The organism is Halalkalibacterium ligniniphilum (genome assembly GCF_000334155.1).
Taxonomy (GTDB): domain Bacteria; phylum Bacillota; class Bacilli; order Bacillales; family Bacillaceae_D; genus Halalkalibacterium; species Halalkalibacterium ligniniphilum.
Genome location: NZ_ANNK01000126.1, coordinates 33,015 through 49,514 on the forward strand (window position 1 = coordinate 33,015; position 16,500 = coordinate 49,514).

Sequence of the window (16,500 nt, forward strand, 5' to 3'; positions counted from 1 at the left end):
AGATCAACCTTCGAGCAATGCAAACAGCGACGAGCTCCATGAAATCAGTGTAAGGCGCCCGCCTAGCAGCAACAAGCGCTAGAAAAGCTGACTCAATAACGTTTTTGTTTTCGGAGGAGCAGCAGCGACCTTGAGCCGCTGGTGCATGAAGCTAGACCGTTTTGAAATCTTATCCCTTCTTATCACTCAAAAAAGCAGCCCCTTAAGAGACTGCTTAAAGCTTCACACGTAGCTGTTTTCGAAAAACTTCACGAACCATATAGGAGACGCCATCTTGATCATTTGACCTCGTCACCCAGTCTGCCGCTCTTTTGATTTCACTGTTACTGTTCCCCATTGCAACACCAAGGCCGACTTGCTTCACCATTTCTAAGTCCGTTTCATGCGCACCAATGGCCACCATTTCTTTCAAAGCAACCCCTAGCTGCATACCAAGTATTTGTATGGCTCTCGCTTTTGAAACCCCTTCGTTCACAATGTGTAATCGCCCATTCACCCCACTGTACAGCCGAATATTTGGTATCGCTTGTTTAAGCTCTTTGATTGCTTTTTGTTTTTCTCGATCATCTATAAATTCTGCTTGGATTTTTAGTGGTGCAATCGGGTCATTAAGCAATTTGTCGCAAATAGAGTCCACAAACTGCACGGGATAAATCTGTGAGTCTCCGATACCAACGGTCATTTTTGCAATCAATTGATTTTTTTGTTCCATTCGGCTACCGATTGAAAAAGATTCATGATGAACATAAACTTGGCAATGATGTTGTTCCAATATCTCAGAGATATGGAAAGCTTTATCCTCTTGAATTCGGTTAACAAAGATAGGTTCTGCACTTGATTGAGCGATATATGCCCCGTTATGTGTAAGCAGCACACCATTTACCTTTAAAGCCTTAGCAATCTTCTTTGCAGCTGAAAACGGACGCTCCGTTGCAAGTGTGACATAAACCCCTTTGTTTTTTACATAATCAATCGCCTCTTTCGTTTGTCGACTTATCCGCAAGTTGGACCGGATTAACGCTCCATCAATGGTTAGGGCTAACAATCGGTATCTCATGCTGATCCCCCTTCTCCTTGTGGGCACCCCACTTCCTGTTCTATACTAACCTATGAAACAGTGGTCCCAATTAGAACGAATGCTTCCGTATCCCACTTGCCAAAACCACTGCAGTCCACGATAATAATGTCATTACAAATGATAGTAAGGAGGTTTCTGATCTATTGAAAACGCTTTTTAATTTCTATCTCTTGCCCCCGCTCCTTTTTATACTTCTTGCTGTCCCTCAGCTTGAAAACCCAACCGTACGAGAGTTCTTTCTTGGTGTCCTAGGCTCGATCTCAGTAGGCTTACTCGCTGGGTTCACACTCCATATGGCAACTGTAATTGGTAAAAAGCTTCGCAATAGATGACTAAAAAAACAGCCCAAAAAATGAGCTGTTCTTTCCGATTATTGCTGTTCGTTTGGACTTCCGTATATGGCTTCAAGAGGTTCAGTAATAATGCGATTTAAATCACCAATAATCACACTTAAACGTTGCTCCGCTTCCATTAGCTTTGAAATAAGCTCATGCTGCTGGACAAGCTCAAATTGTTGTTGTGCTTTTTGAGCTTCTTCCTCTGTAATTTGAATCCCCTGCATTTGCTTTTGCTGAAGGTCTAATTGCAATTGACGGAAGTTGTCTAATAATCTTTTTGCAATATCGTCTGCTTCAATTTGTTCATGTAATGCCTTTAATGCAATAAACTCTTCACTCTCAGAAATGGCTTGCTTCAATTCATGGGCTTTGTCATACACAGTTGACATAAAATAAAGGCCTCCTCAAGAAATAGTCTTCCCGACTATAACATGAATGGTAGGAGAAATCACCCGTAAACCTTTCATTTAAGCCATATTTCCTTATTTATCCCATAATGATGACTACAAAGCCTTGTATCAGACCAACTGCTCCCCCAAGAATCGCACCTAAATAGGTAATCATTTTTAACTCTTTCTTGGCAATTGATAGAACAAGCTCCTCCAACCGTTCAAGTGAAAAGGCCTCAACTTGCTCACGAACGATATCATCTAAGTGAATTCTCACTAAAAGATGATCAAGCTGTTGAATGAAAAGCTCAGTGGTGAGACGAATCAACTTAGGAATCCACGAATTTATGACAACATCTTCATAAGGGCCTGTCCAGGAAACAAGAGGGCTCTTCGTCCACCGAAAAAACGGAACATGCTTTTGTAGCGCATCAGAAGAAATTTGAACAAACGACTTCTTTTGAATCAAGCCTTGAAAATCAGCAACTTGCTTTTCTTTGAGCTTCTCCCACTCTTGCTCAAGAACTTTTTGCAAGAAGTCTCTCGTTTCCTGATCTCTTACAAACTTCAGTAGCTCTGGTTGCACTTTATCCACTAATCGTTCATTGCCAAGAAACATGGAAATCATATTCCCAAGGGTTCCCCTTGTCATAAAAAAGCGGTCAACCATTTGACTTAGCTGTTCTTTCCCTTCTGAGCTACTAAAAAAAGAATCGGCTCTCTCAAGAATCACGTCCGTAACAACAGGAATGCCACCTTGAATTTTATCCTGGATAGGTAACGGGAGTACCTCTACTACACGAAGATCGCCTTTTTCTTGAAAAAATCTATCGTAGCTTGTGGATAACCAATCGTTTGTTTTTTCTACCACCTGCTTATCAAAGCCCTCCACAGCGAGCGAGTCCTTTAACCATTCGGTTACACTTTTCTCTGAGCGTAATAACTGTCTTGCTTCATCTTGAGCCCACGTTGTCAGACCTTGTTCAAATTCAGAATTCTTCAGCTTTTTTTCAATTCCTTCAGCGGTAATCAAATAATTGACCACTGTTTTTCCTAATTGCTCAGAAAGCTCTTTATGCCGCTTCGGAATTAAACCAGGTGTAAATGGAAGCTTCCAACGACCAATTCGGATTTCATGATAAGGTCGAAATAGCATTTTTATTGCTAGGTAATTGGTTGCTCCCCCGATAATCGCGCCAATTACCACCATAAAGAGAATCATTTCAATAACATTCAAACCAACTGTCACCCCTTCAGGATTTCACCAATTAGGCGTCTATCACATAGTATAACGGTATGAACACACAAACTGCGAGCTTCACTGCTCCTCCCATCTATTTTTGACCAGATGATCGAATTTTGCAACAACATGATAATTGAGGGATAACCATGATCTTAAATTACCCGTTAATTCTAACAAAAACAACAAAGCTTACCTATGATGGACCAACGCTTTTTATTCCCCGTAAATTGTTTAGGCATTGGCAGCTGCAAACAGGGATTGTCTACCCGATAAAACTTGGACCTCATACCGTTGCAACGTTCATTCAACCCCATGATGAAAAATCAACGTTCGGGTTTGGAAATGCATCACTCTATCATATGTTTTCTTTACCAGATACACCAACTTCCTTACGTCTTTTTAATGACGGCAACAACTTCTTCCAATTAGGTCCTGTAATGGCTGTTCTAACCCATGACCCAAAAGCAACGCAAGGAGGGCTTGCCTTATTTTTTCAAGAACTTTGTCAATTTGCGCAAAAGAATGGTTGTCTATGCTATATCATTCACACGGATGATTGGAAGGATCATGCATTAATTGGAAAAATCAAAACAGAAACAGATTGGGTATCAACCATCGTTCCGCTCCCTGATGTTGTCTATAATCGAATCGGAACAAGACCAAAAGAAAAAGAGGAGCAAGCTTTATCCATTTACAAGACATGTAAAAAGCTACGCATCCCCTATTTTAATGATCACTTTTTTGATAAAGCGACCTGCTATAACGTGCTGAAAGAAAAAGCCGATGTATTTCCCCACCTTCCTGAAACAACGACCGATTTGTCAGAGGAGGCCTTTGCTTCATTGCTACGTTCGTACCAAACCGTCTATCTGAAACCAATAGACGGGACAGAGGGAAAGGGGATTTTTTGTTTCACAGAAGAGGAAAATCGTATCACCATTAAACGCACTGACGGGTCCCTTTCTCGAAATCATACATTACAAAGCCTACTACGAACCCTTGAGCCCCTCTTCAAAAAAAGACCTTATCTGCTGCAACAAGGAATTTCCTTACGTACACTTGATCAATGTACCGTTGATTTTCGATTTGTCACAATGAAAAAGATAAAGCAGAACGATTGGAGTGTCGCTTCGTCGATTGCCCGGCTATCTGCTCCTGAAAGACTTGTCACCAATCTAGCCCAAGGGGGTACCTCCCTTAAGGTAGAAAAGGTCCTTGCTCATTGGTATACCGAAAAAGAAATCGCAACGCTCATAAAACAAATGACAATCCTTTGCACAAAAATATCAAGGTATTTAGAACATAAGCTTTATGGATGGTTTGTAGAATTTGGGATCGATTTAGGAGTGGATCAAAATGGGCATCTTTGGTTGATTGAAGTAAACGCCAAACCCTCAAAGAATCAAGATTTTATTCCACCCCCTGGAACATTTCGACCGACCGTACGAAAGCTGGTTCAGCTTTTTTATGAAATTTGCACACTTTCTCACAGGAGTTGATGAAGAATGAATGACCACATTCTGTCCTTATTAAAAGATCCAAAATCAAAAGGAGTCCTTTATGTCGCCCCTTCTCTTTTTAAAAAATGGATCGATTCAAAACGGTTTCCAAACAAGATCGGTTTCGGAGCAAAGCAGGCTTCCTGTCAGCTCGCTCCTCATCCAGACAATAAAGAAGAGTTATTGCTTTCAGAAGATGTTTGGACAAAGCTTGGCATCCCTTTTTCCCAACCTGTTCACACTCTCCATTGGAATGATACATTCACTCTCTCACCACTTATTGGTGTTTTCACGGCAGGATTCCAATCTTCATTGACAAAACCTCTTGGCTTCCGGACAACTTACTTTGCCGAGCTTCTTTCCAAAGCGCCGTCTATCGGTGTCTATGCCTTTGTTTTCGGTGCACACCATATCCGTTGGGAAACAAAGACAATTGAAGGACTATTTTACCAAAATGGACAGTGGACTCAATGCTCTGTTCCATTTCCAAGTGCTATCTATGACCGAATCCCATCTCGCAAAATTGCCTCGCTCCCAAAACAACAAGAGGCAAAAAATTACCTGAGTCATTCTTACATGATTCCGTGGTATAACGAAAGCTTTTTTGATAAAGGGAGTCTCTATCAACATTTAATGAACATTTCCTCCACACGAGCTTTTTTACCTGAAAGCATTCAAAATCCAACTAAACAGGAAATCGAGCGAATGCTGGAGCAATATACACACGTTTATTGTAAACCTGCAAATGGAAGTCTTGGCAGTGGAATTCAGCAGATCATCAAATCAGTGGAGGATGCTTACTATTACTGTCGCTTTTATGAAAATGGTCAAAATCGATTGCGTCGCTACACCAACCTCCGTCGACTTTTAACAAATCAATTTCCTAACAAATTCGAGCACTTCATTGTTCAGCAAGGAATCCATCTGTTTCAATTTGAAGGTAAGCCTGTAGATTTTCGGGTCCATACAAATAAAAACGAAAAAGGTCGCTGGCTCGTGACCGCTTTAGCGGCAAAAGTCGCTGGTAACGGGAGTGTAACGACCCATGTAAAAGCAGGAGGAGAGGTCAAATCAATTGCTGAGGTTTTCCCGCTCCTTCCTGGTGGGATGTTAACGATTGACATGTTAAAGTCCACGGCACTTCATCTTAGTGAAGTCATTGAATCTCTTTTTAACGGATTCATTGGAGAAATCGGCTTTGATTTTGGTATTGATAAACAAGGTGAAATTTGGTTACTTGAAGCCAATTCAAGGCCAGGTCGTACGATTTTTCATCATCCTGAACTTTCTCTTGAAAATACTGAAACGCTTCGTTTACCACTATTATATGGAGCTTATTTAACAAGCAAACAAGGCTCCGCTTTTAGACAGCCGCTACCTAAGAGATTTTAGCAACTGAGAAAGGGGTAGAAGATTCCGTGCTTTCTCAAGATCGACCGAAGCGTTACGGGGCACATTCATTGTCCAAGGTTCACCTCGTCACAGAGCACGCGAACGAAGCAAAATTGCTCGTTGGTGTCTTAACAACACGTCATCGTCATAAACGCTTTTCTGGTAATCACCAGTTTTATGAAGGTTTATGCAAAAAGGTGAGAAAGCGAGGCGGCCTTTTATACGTATTTACACCGGAAGGCCTTCAAGAGCATTCCATTGAAGGCTATACTTTTTTAGAAACCAATAACAAATGGGTAAAACAACTTTTTCCTTACCCTAACATCGTCTATAACCGCGTGCCCACTCGAAAAGAAGAACAGATGAAAAAAACACAGCAGATCTTGCAGCATTTTCAACAAGCCCACATCCCCTATTTCAATCCTCATTTTTTTAATAAGTGGGACATGTATCAAGCTCTTGTTCAAAACAGCAAACTTGCAAAACATTTGCCGAAAACAAAGCGATTTACTTCACCTTCTGACCTAAGGAGCATGCTTGAAGTAGTTAACAGTCTTTATGTGAAGCCTATAAATGGATGTCAAGGGAAAGGGATTCTTCGTTTAAAGCAACTAAAAACCGAAACATTCCTTTTTGAAGACCATCACCAAAAACAACTCCTTTCTCTGTTAAACATCATTGATTATTTTTTCCCTTCTTTACACCAAGTTATTTTACAAGAAGCGATCCCCCTAATGACCTTGAAAAATCGCCCTTATGATTTTCGTGTTCACATGCATAAAACAAAGGGAAGATGGCAGCAAACAGGAATCGGGGTTCGATGCGGGAAAATTGATGGGATTACGACTCATGTCCATCAAGGTGGAAGCATTCTTCCCATTGAAGAGATCGAACCCAAACCTGATTTCGAACAAATAAAGGTATTGGCTGAAACGATATGTGAGCAGTTAGATCCGACTTTCGGTCCACTTGCTGAATGCTCTCTAGATATTGGTCGAGATATCGACTCACATTATTGGATTTTTGAGGTGAATGCAAAGCCAATGACCTTTGATGAGCCAGACATTCAAGAGAACATTCTTACTTCACTCACAAACATCTTTTTTGAGTGGTGCGGCATCGAGGATGCTAACTCGTCTTGAACGTGCTACTTCAGTCCCTTTCCTGTTGATCTTCATGGTATAGTTATGGAAACAACATGTTGTCAAACAGAGTAAATGGGCTGAACAGGAGGGCATATCATGATTTCTCACTTCCAATGGAAAGAACGACGAAATAATCTTGTGCGCCGTGAATGGACGTTTTCCTTTTTTCATGCTGGAACATATTACACAGGAATTTATTTTAAGGATGGCAGCATCACATGGAATCAGCCAGATCCAGCTACTGAACAGCAACCCCTTTTTGAATCACAAATTCATGACCTTATGCTTTATCATGTCTATGAAGGCCCTTTCTAAAAGCGGACAGTCTTTGAATAAAGCTTTTCATTCTGATTCATCCTATGAGTAAGGAGGGATTAGACATTGGACAAGGAAAGAAAGGATTTAACGAATGAAGGGCGAGACAAATACTTTCTCGACGTGGACCGAATGATTAACGAAGGGCTCGGCGGTGGAACAGTCAATGAACACCGTGCAGGAAAAATAGAACAAGCTCGTGACTTTGAAAAAGAAGAGCCTCCTCGCAAATACGAAATGTAACGATCAATCGAAATAAGGAAACGACAAAACGCTTGGATTCGTATTTCCAGGCGTTTTTACATTGGATCGATTTCTTATAGCTTTTGCTATAATGAAAGATGACAGACATGCCCCATACAGTGGCTTCATTTAATTTACTAGTTGGTGGACAAATGTCAGGGAATATTTGTATACGTATCATCATAGGGAAAAACCTTTGTCAAAATTTACGTTATGAGAGGGGAGCGTTACATGGCAGAAATCCAATTAAAGCACGTGTACAAAATATATAACGATGATGTAACAGCAGTTAAGAATTTTACTCTTGATATTCATGATAAAGAATTTATCGTTTTTGTTGGACCTTCTGGTTGTGGAAAGTCAACGACACTTCGGATGATTGCAGGACTTGAGGAGATTTCCAAAGGAGATCTTTTTATCGGCAATCAACGGATGAATAATGTGGCGCCAAAAGACCGTGAAATTGCAATGGTTTTTCAAAATTACGCTCTCTATCCTCATATGAATGTGTATGAAAATATGGCTTTTAGTTTAAAGCTACGGAAATTTAAAAAAACAGAAATTGAGCAACGGGTAAAAGAAGCGGCAAGAATTTTAGGACTTGAAGAGATGCTTGACCGAAAGCCAAAAGCACTGTCTGGTGGTCAACGCCAGCGTGTTGCCCTTGGCCGTGCCATCGTTGGTGACCCGCAAGTATTTTTAATGGATGAGCCTTTATCGAACCTTGATGCAAAGCTTCGTGTCCAAATGAGAGCGGAAATTACGAAGCTTCATCAACGTCTTCAAACGACAACCATTTATGTTACACATGACCAGACAGAAGCGATGACAATGGCCTCGCGTATCGTTGTCATGAAAGATGGAGTGATTCAGCAAGTCGGAACCCCTAAGGAAGTTTATCATTTCCCTGAAAACGTTTTTGTTGGTGGCTTTATTGGATCACCGTCGATGAATTTTTTGAGTGGTCGTCTCGAAAAAGATTTTTTTAGAATTGGTAAGCTATCATTGAAAATTCCAAAAGCGAAATTAGCGATTTTACGAGCACAAGGGTATGAAGGGATAGAGCTAATCCTTGGTGTTCGACCAGAAGATATTTATTACGAGCCACCTTTCATTGACTCCACTCCAGACACAAAGCTGACAGCTAAAATAGAAGTTGTTGAATTAACCGGTCCTGAAACCGTTCTTTACACGAACGTTTTTGGTCAGGAATTGGTCTCCCGTGTCGATGCCCGAACCGATCTGACAACCGGTCAAAGCATTGCGCTTGCGATCGACATGAACAAAGTCCATTTTTTTGATGCAAAAACCAAGCAGCGCATACGCTAAGGCTTACGTTTAATCGGATCGCGTTTCTTGAACGAAAAACACCGTAGAACGTTGACAAATGTGACAAGTGACGAAATGTGGACATTGGTGCTCGGCATAGGAAACAGGAAAGCCATCTTCCAGCTTCATTAAATCTATTTCTTCATAGGGACTATAATCATCAAAGTAATCGGTATAACGGCCAATATCATCAAACGGTTGCTTACACGTATCACACGAAATGTTAATATTTTCAAACCCGTTGCATACAGGACATGTGCTCATAACGATGCTCCTTTATTTAAATCTGAAGATTGGAAATCTCCTTTTCAATACCAATAAAGATTCAGCTTGTTCAAATTTATGCAAAAAAAAAGAGTTTGTCACTATTTCATTAACCATGCATTTTACATCATGTATTCTATTTTCCTTCTCTTTTTCTTTGATATGTATGGTGATGTGCTTTTCTTATTGGTATTTTCTAACACGTTTTAGAGCTATAAAAAATGAAGGCTTTCGCTAAGTGAAGCAAAAGCCTTTTATGCATGAGGATGTATAAGGTTTATCAGCCGCTACTAATTTTCAAGTTACGATTAATTGATATTTTCTTTTGTAGAAATCCACTAACTGCATGATTTACGAAGGGCTTGGATTTCCTCAACCGCTTCTGGGTTTTCAAGTGAGGACAAGTCACCTGCAGATTGATGTAAATAAGCAGCTTTTATCGCTCGACGCATCACCTTTGCATTTCGTGTTTTCGGTAAATCCTGTACAAAAAATATGTCCTTTGGCTTAAGTGCTTTTCCTAATTTTTCAGCAACAAGGTTTAAAAGCCTTTCTTTTAATGCAGCACTTTCTGAAATGTCTGGTGCAAGGACGACAAAACAAATGGCCACCTCTCCTTTTATCGGATCAGGAACACCAATTGTCCCTGCTTCCACAACGCTATGATCGCTAACAAGAACCGACTCCACTTCCGCAGGACCTACACGCTTGCCTGCAATATTTAACGTGTCATCTGAGCGCCCAGTAATTGTCCAGAAGCCTTCTTCATCCTTTATGACCCAGTCTCCATGGACCCAAGTATTTGGCCATCTAGACCAGTAGGTTTCATGAAATCGTTCATGCTCCTTCCAAAAGCCATTTGTCATTCCTACCCAAGGCTTGGTTAAAACGAGTTCCCCAACTTCATTAGAAATAGACTTTCCATCTTGACTATAGACATCTGCTGCCATCCCAGGGAGAGGTGAGTTAAAGGTGATCGGTCCAATCGGCCGAATTAAAACATTTCCGAGAATGCCCCCCGAAATTTCCGTTCCACCAGAATAATTGAAGATTGGAATCTTTCCATGTCCAATTTTTTCAAAGAGCCAACGCCACGGTTCAGGATTCCAAGGCTCTCCAGTGGAACCGATGACTCGAAGCGTCGACAGATCATAAGGCTTAGCCCATTTTTCTCCGTGCTTCATCATACCTCGGATCAAGGTTGGAGATACGCCTAAATGTGTCACACCGTGGTCGCTTACAATTTTCCAAAGTCGATCAGGGTGTGGGTAATCTGGTGTCCCTTCATATAAGAGGATTGTTGCTCCATTAATGAGACCACCATATACAAGAAAAGGACCCATCATCCAACCCATATCTGTATACCAAAACATCACATCTTCTTTTTTCACATCCATTCCAATACCCGCATCAAATGCGGCTTTTATCGGAAATCCACTATGTGTGTGAACCGCTCCTTTTGGTCGTCCTGTCGTCCCAGAGGTATAGATGAGCATAAGGGTTTCATCACTTTCCATTTCTTCTGTTTTTATCATTGGCTCTGCTTGAATAAGCTCATTCCAATTTATAGCATGATGATTAAGCGCTAATTGTTGTTCCAGACGTCCCACAACAATGACTTGTTCAACTGTAGGAGAAAGGGCAACTGCTTTCTCCGCTTCTCGTCTCAGATCAATTGGCTTTCCACGCCGATAAAAGCCGTCAGCAGTTAGGAGCATTTTTGCTTCACTTGCCTGAAGACGAGTGGCTACAGCTTCGGCACCATAGCCTGAGAACACAGGACTATAAATTGCCCCTAATTTAGAAATGGCCATCATTGCAATCACTGTTTCCGGAAGCATCGGCATATAAATGGCAACAATCTCACCTTTTTTTAGTCCAAGCTTTTTCAACCCACCTGCAGCCCTTTCAACTTCTGCCTGCATTTCTGCAAAAGAATATTGACGGATTTGACCATCTTCTCCTTCCCAAAGCAGGGCTTGCTTTTCTCTCATGGTTGGATCGTTCGCCCAGCGGGAAACAGCAGCATCCATTGCATTCAATGCTCCATTTTGAAACCAAACAGGCCATTGAATACCTTTTTCAAGAGAAAGAGCTTTTTCATATTGCTTAAACCAAGGAATGCCAAGCTCTTTTTCAGCTTCCTCCCAAAACCAAGCAATATCGTCAATCGACGCTTGGTAAAAAGCTTCATAGCTAGTAAAACCAAGCTTTTTCATCCATTGATACAGACGAGTGGCTTCCATTTGTTCTTGTGTTGGGCTCCAGACAGCCTTCGTGTCGCTCACATTCACTTCCTCCTTTCTGTCTCTCTCATCTTATGATCGGCTATACAGGATAAACAGGATGCTTGCGCTCGGTAAACGTTACATTCTTTGTTTCATACGCAGCAAACCTTACGATTAATTCCTTTCTAAGCTCATTTCCTTGAACAATCCCATCAACAACCATTTCAGATGCAAGTCGATAAATATCAATATTCTCCTTGTATTCCTCACGTTTTTGCTCTACAAAAGTTGCGCGATCCTCTTCAGGAAGCTCTGCAATTTTGTTGGCGTAAACTGCATTCACAGCAGCTTCTGGTCCCATTACTGCAATTTGTGCGTTTGGCAGTGCGAGACAGCAATCTGGCTCGAAGGCTGGACCTGCCATCGCATACAAACCAGCACCATAGGCTTTGCGAACAATAACTGAAATTTTCGGTACTGTCGCTTCAGACATAGCTGCAATCATTTTCGCTCCGTGGCGAATAATTCCGGCACGCTCTACCTTTGTTCCGATCATAAAACCAGGAATATCTGCTAAGAACAAGAGAGGAATATGGTAGGCATCACATAAGGTAATAAATTTTGCTGCTTTATCTGCTGAATCGTGGAATAGAACGCCCCCCTTCATTTTCGGCTGATTGGCAATCACACCTACAGGCTTTCCATCCATTCGTCCAAGTCCTGTGATCAGCTCAGGAGCAAATAGCTTTTTGATTTCAAAAAACGAGTCCTCATCAATTACTCGATAAATCAAATCGTACATATTAAAAGGAGTGTTTTGATTTTTCGGAATAATCTCATCGATCGTTTTTTCAAAGGATTTTGGCGGCTTTGTTTCACTAATCGGTGGCAGGTCACCATAATGGGATGGGAAATAACTGAGGTACGATCTTGCCATTGAAATCGCTTCTTCTTCTGATGATGCTAGGACATCACCACAGCCTGAGACAGAGCAATGCATTCTTGCTCCCCCCATCTCTTCGAGGCTCACTTTCTCGCCAATGACCATTTCTGCCATTCTTGGCGAGCCGAGGTACATGGAGGCATTGCCGTCGACCATGATGACGATGTCACAAAATGCAGGGATATATGCCCCTCCTGCAGCAGATGGGCCAAACAAAAGACAGATTTGCGGCACTCTTCCTGAGAGCTTTACTTGATTGTAGAAAATGCGTCCAGCCCCTCTACGCCCTGGAAACATTTCGATTTGATCGGTGATCCTTGCTCCCGCTGAGTCCACAAGATAAAGCATTGGAACATTCAATTTTTCCGCAGTTTCCTGAATCCGAATCATTTTTTCAACCGTTTTCGCTCCCCATGACCCTGCTTTAACTGTCGAATCATTTGCCATGACACAGACCGTTTGGCCGTGGATTTTCCCTAGCCCTGTCACAACGCCATCAGCAGGTAACCCATCTGCATTGCCATTGGCAAACATGGCATCTTCGATTGAAAGTCCTTGATCAAAAAGCAGCTCAAGTCGCTCCCGAACAAACAGCTTTCCTTTTGCTCGGTTGCTTTCATGATATTTCGCTGAGCCGCCTTGTTTGATTTTTTCAACTCGTTCCTGAAGCTGTTTCTCAAACGACATCGAATCTCCTCCTTACTTTCCTATGTAATGTGGCTTTCGTTTCTCTTTAAAGGCTTTTAGTCCTTCTAACCGGTCCGCCGTCGAGATCGTCTGTTCATAGGCTAGCTTTTCAATTTTAAGGCCTGTGAGAAGGTCCACTTCTAAACCGGTATCAATGGCTCGCTTTGCCTGGCGAATGGCAATCGGTCCGTTTTTGCTTATTGCCTCCGCCAGATTATAGGCTTTTGCCATCACCTCTTTTGGAGAGCATGCCCATTCGGCTAAACCCATTTCAGCTGCTTCCGTCCCAGTCAGCCGTTTTCCTGTAAAAATGAGTTCTTTAGCTTTGCCAACTCCAATTAATCTAGGCAGCCGCTGCGTCCCACCAGCACCAGGAATGATCGCTAACGTTGTCTCCGTTAAGCCATATAAACCGTGCGTTGACACTATTCGTAAATCACACGCTAAGGCAAGCTCAAGTCCACCGCCAAGGGCACTGCCGTTCATCGCCGCAATCACAGGTTGAGGCAAATGTGCCACAGCTTGAATCGTCTCACTGATCAAGGAAACCGTCTTTTTCACCGTCTCGTCATCCATCGTCGCTCGTTCCTTTAAATCGGCGCCTGCACAAAACGTCTTATTACCGGAACCGCTAATGATCACGACACGAACACTTGGAGTAAATTTCAGTTCATCCACCACAGATTTTAAGTGCTGTAATAAAGCAATCGACAAAGCATTTGCTGCCTCGGGGCGATGAAGTGTAAGTGTGACGATTCCTGAGTCTTCACGTTGAATGTGCAAAAGCTCATTCATAGGCGTTCTCCTCCTGCTCCCATCTTGGCTTGAAGATTATGACTCGGTAATGTTTTATGAAGCTTTCCTTGGACAAACATAGCGCAATCGAGTAAAGCGTCCATGTCAACACCTGTATGAAGACCGAGGCCTTGAAATAAGTAGAGAAGATCCTCTGTCGCCACATTTCCTGCGGCCCCTGGTGCATATGGACAGCCTCCTAATCCACCGACAGAGCCGTCAAAAGCGATAACCCCTTTTTCAAGACCTGCTACAACATTTGCCACAGCCATTCCTTTTGTATCATGGAAATGAAGTGCAATCTGATCAATTGGAACAAAGTCTAAAAGACTTAGCACATCTTTCACTCGATTAGGGGTAGCAACACCAATTGTATCGCCTAAGGATAGCTCATCTACCCCCATCTCCATTAGCTGTTCCACTGTTCTAACAAGGAGGCTTTGATTGATTTCTCCTTCATAAGGACAACCAAACACAGTCGATACATAGCCACGTACCGTTTTCCCCTCTTTTTTAGCCACATCGATCACGTTTTTTAAAACAGGAAAAGTCTCGTCAATTGTTTTGTTAATGTTTTTCTGATTGTGAGTTTCACTTGCAGAAATAAACACGGACACCTCATCAATCCCTGCCTCTAGCGCACGCTCCAACCCTTTTTCATTCGGGACAAGGGCACCGTATGTTACACCGGGCCTCCGTTTAATTCCTTTGACGACTTCACTGGCATCAGCTAAGGCGGGAATCCACTTCGGGTGAACAAATGAGGTCATTTCAATATAAGGGAGACCTGTTTCCCCCAACGCATTAATCAAGTTAATTTTATCCTCTGTATTAATCCACGCCTGCTCATTTTGAAGCCCATCACGGGGGCCAACTTCTCGTAGACGAACCTCCTTTTCCACCAGATCACCTCCCTTTACTCAAGTTCAAGGAGAACATCCCCTTCATCCACAAAATCCCCCTCTTGCTTCACGACCTTTTTGACCGTACCGCCCACTTCTGCTTCAATCGGTATTTCCATTTTCATCGATTCTAAAATGACAACCTCTTGACCAGCCTCGACTGTATCCCCTTCTCCTACAAGCATCCTCCAAATGTTCCCTGCCATATTTGTTTGGATTTGTTTCATGCTTGCTTTCCTCCTTTTAGCGGTTGTACATACTCTTGAACAAAGGCTGTTGTCGCTTCCCCTTTTTGAAAAACAGGATGAGCAACAACGGTTTTTAGTAGCTCAATATTCGTCTTAATTCCTTCGACAATATAATCATCAAGTGCTTGAATTAGGCGTGCTATTGCCTCTTCTCGGGTTTCTCCTCTGACAATCATTTTGGCAATCATGGGGTCATAAAAAGGAGTTACCTTCACTCCTTCCTCAATCGCATACTCATGACGGATATAGGAGGCCTCAGGCATAGAAAGCCTTTTGATCGTTCCAGGGGATGGCAGAAAGGTCGTTGGATCTTCGGCGTAAATACGCACCTCCATGGCGTGACCAACTCGGCGTATGTCATCCTGAGTAAATGGAAGGGCTTCTCCAGCCGCAATCTTTAATTGAAGCTCAACAAGGTCAAGCCCTGTAATTTCCTCTGTCACTGGGTGCTCAACTTGAAGGCGAGTGTTCATTTCTAAAAAGTAAATATTTTTTTGTCCATCCACCAAAAATTCAACCGTACCTGCATTTGTATAGCCAATTGCTTGGGTTGCTCGCACCCCAAGCTCCCCCATCTTCCTTCTTGTCACATCATCCAAAAACGGAGAAGGGGCTTCCTCTACCACCTTCTGATGACGACGCTGCACCGAGCAATCTCGCTCCCATAGATGAACGGTTGTCCCTTGTGAATCAGCTAACACCTGAACCTCAATATGCCGTGGGTTGACAATGCTTTTCTCCAAAAACATTGCCCCATCTCCAAAAAATGATTCAGCTCTTGCCTGATTTCCTGCAAATGCTTTTTCCAGCTCTCCAGCATGATGAACGAGCTGCATCCCAATACCGCCACCACCAGCCGAAGCCTTCAGCATGACAGGGTAGCCAATACGCTTGGCTACCTCTATGGCTTCGTCTACACTTTTTAACGGTTCATTCACTCCTGGAATCACAGGAATCCCCGCCTTCTCCATCGTTTTACGCGCTTCAATCTTGCTCCCCATTTTTTGAATAACATCTGGATGTGGACCGATAAATGTAAACCCTTCCTCTATACAGCGACGTGCAAAGTCCGCATTTTCAGAAAGAAGCCCATAGCCTGGATGAATCGCCTCAACCTCGGCTTGTTTAGCGACTTCAATGATTTTTTCAACATTTAAATAGCTTTCAAGCACTCGATTCTTTCCAACCACATATGCCTCATCTGCTAGGGTAACGTGCAACGAATCAAGGTCAGCCTCAGAATAAACGGCAACAGTCGCGATCTTTAAACGCTTGCATGTTCGGATAATACGAGCAGCAATTTCGCCACGATTTGCAATCAATATTTTTGCAAACATTGCTCTCCCCCCTTGGATCGATATCTCTACACATGTTTAATTTGTTTTTAATTCGAATACTTCCTTTGCCTGCTCTCGCAGCTTGAACTTTTGGATTTTCCCTGAGGCTGTCATTGGATACTCAT

At 42.4% G+C, this 16,500-nt stretch carries 17 protein-coding genes; 7 read left to right on the forward strand and 10 right to left on the reverse strand.

What is annotated here, in order from left to right; genetic code table 11:
• Positions 1-214: 214 nt before the first annotated feature.
• Positions 215-1,057 carry a Cof-type HAD-IIB family hydrolase gene (locus tag BLT_RS0115565; RefSeq protein ID WP_017728700.1) on the reverse strand — a complete coding sequence of 281 codons (843 nt, stop codon included), beginning with the start codon at positions 1,055-1,057 and terminating at the stop codon, positions 215-217.
• 164 nt (positions 1,058-1,221) lie between these two features.
• Between BLT_RS0115565 and BLT_RS0115570 the strand changes: the two genes are divergently transcribed.
• Complete coding sequence (locus BLT_RS0115570; protein WP_017728701.1) at positions 1,222-1,410, forward strand: hypothetical protein; 189 nt, start codon at positions 1,222-1,224, stop codon at positions 1,408-1,410.
• Positions 1,411-1,448: 38 nt separating this feature from the next.
• On the opposite strand, the gene BLT_RS0115575 is transcribed toward BLT_RS0115570, so the two are convergent.
• Positions 1,449-1,805 (reverse strand): YlbF family regulator, encoded by a 357-nt coding sequence (locus BLT_RS0115575; RefSeq protein WP_017728702.1) that lies wholly within the window; start codon positions 1,803-1,805, stop codon positions 1,449-1,451.
• Between the two features lie 97 nt (positions 1,806-1,902).
• Entirely contained in the window at positions 1,903-3,042 is a 1,140-nt protein-coding gene (locus BLT_RS0115580; RefSeq protein ID WP_017728703.1) for a DUF445 domain-containing protein, read from the reverse strand.
• A 152-nt stretch (positions 3,043-3,194) separates the two neighbouring features.
• Here BLT_RS0115580 and BLT_RS0115585 point away from each other — a divergent pair, with 152 nt between their 5' ends.
• The 6 genes from BLT_RS0115585 to BLT_RS0115610 all read left to right on the forward strand — a co-directional run bounded on the left by BLT_RS0115585 (position 3,195) and on the right by BLT_RS0115610 (position 8,971).
• The gene (locus BLT_RS0115585; RefSeq protein WP_017728704.1) at positions 3,195-4,547 is read left to right on the forward strand and encodes a YheC/YheD family endospore coat-associated protein; all 1,353 of its coding nucleotides are present in this window, start codon (positions 3,195-3,197) and stop codon (positions 4,545-4,547) included.
• Positions 4,548-4,553: 6 nt separating this feature from the next.
• Entirely contained in the window at positions 4,554-5,939 is a 1,386-nt protein-coding gene (locus BLT_RS0115590) for a YheC/YheD family endospore coat-associated protein (RefSeq protein ID WP_017728705.1), read from the forward strand.
• 26 nt (positions 5,940-5,965) lie between these two features.
• Entirely contained in the window at positions 5,966-7,081 is a 1,116-nt protein-coding gene (locus tag BLT_RS0115595) for a YheC/YheD family endospore coat-associated protein (protein WP_017728706.1), read from the forward strand.
• A gap of 99 nt (positions 7,082-7,180) precedes the next feature.
• A complete protein-coding gene (locus BLT_RS0115600; protein WP_017728707.1) occupies positions 7,181-7,399 on the forward strand; it encodes a YheE family protein in 219 nt (72 codons plus the stop codon).
• Between the two features lie 66 nt (positions 7,400-7,465).
• Positions 7,466-7,642, forward strand: coding sequence for a hypothetical protein (locus BLT_RS24275; RefSeq protein ID WP_017728708.1), 177 nt, complete (start codon positions 7,466-7,468; stop codon positions 7,640-7,642).
• 231 nt (positions 7,643-7,873) lie between these two features.
• A complete protein-coding gene (locus BLT_RS0115610; RefSeq protein ID WP_017728709.1) occupies positions 7,874-8,971 on the forward strand; it encodes an ABC transporter ATP-binding protein in 1,098 nt (365 codons plus the stop codon).
• Between the two features lie 9 nt (positions 8,972-8,980).
• Here BLT_RS0115610 and BLT_RS0115615 read toward each other — a convergent pair whose 3' ends face one another.
• From BLT_RS0115615 to BLT_RS0115645, 7 genes are all read right to left on the reverse strand, one after another.
• Positions 8,981-9,235, reverse strand: a complete 255-nt coding sequence (locus BLT_RS0115615; RefSeq protein ID WP_017728710.1) for a hypothetical protein — start codon at positions 9,233-9,235, stop codon at positions 8,981-8,983.
• Positions 9,236-9,573: 338 nt separating this feature from the next.
• Positions 9,574-11,481: an AMP-binding protein gene (locus BLT_RS0115620; protein WP_051045258.1), complete on the reverse strand. Its 1,908-nt coding sequence runs from the start codon at positions 11,479-11,481 to the stop codon at positions 9,574-9,576.
• A gap of 82 nt (positions 11,482-11,563) precedes the next feature.
• Entirely contained in the window at positions 11,564-13,093 is a 1,530-nt protein-coding gene (locus tag BLT_RS0115625) for an acyl-CoA carboxylase subunit beta (RefSeq protein ID WP_017728712.1), read from the reverse strand.
• Positions 13,094-13,105: 12 nt separating this feature from the next.
• Positions 13,106-13,888: an enoyl-CoA hydratase gene (locus BLT_RS0115630; protein WP_017728713.1), complete on the reverse strand. Its 783-nt coding sequence runs from the start codon at positions 13,886-13,888 to the stop codon at positions 13,106-13,108.
• Positions 13,885-14,790 (reverse strand): hydroxymethylglutaryl-CoA lyase, encoded by a 906-nt coding sequence (locus tag BLT_RS0115635; RefSeq protein WP_017728714.1) that lies wholly within the window; start codon positions 14,788-14,790, stop codon positions 13,885-13,887. Before BLT_RS0115635 ends, BLT_RS0115630 begins: the two co-directional genes overlap by 4 nt.
• Before the next feature lie 14 nt (positions 14,791-14,804).
• Entirely contained in the window at positions 14,805-15,017 is a 213-nt protein-coding gene (locus BLT_RS0115640) for an acetyl-CoA carboxylase biotin carboxyl carrier protein subunit (protein ID WP_017728715.1), read from the reverse strand.
• Complete coding sequence (locus tag BLT_RS0115645) at positions 15,014-16,375, reverse strand: acetyl-CoA carboxylase biotin carboxylase subunit (RefSeq protein WP_017728716.1); 1,362 nt, start codon at positions 16,373-16,375, stop codon at positions 15,014-15,016. The genes BLT_RS0115640 and BLT_RS0115645 overlap by 4 nt, the downstream gene beginning before the upstream one ends.
• Positions 16,376-16,500: the final 125 nt, after the last annotated feature.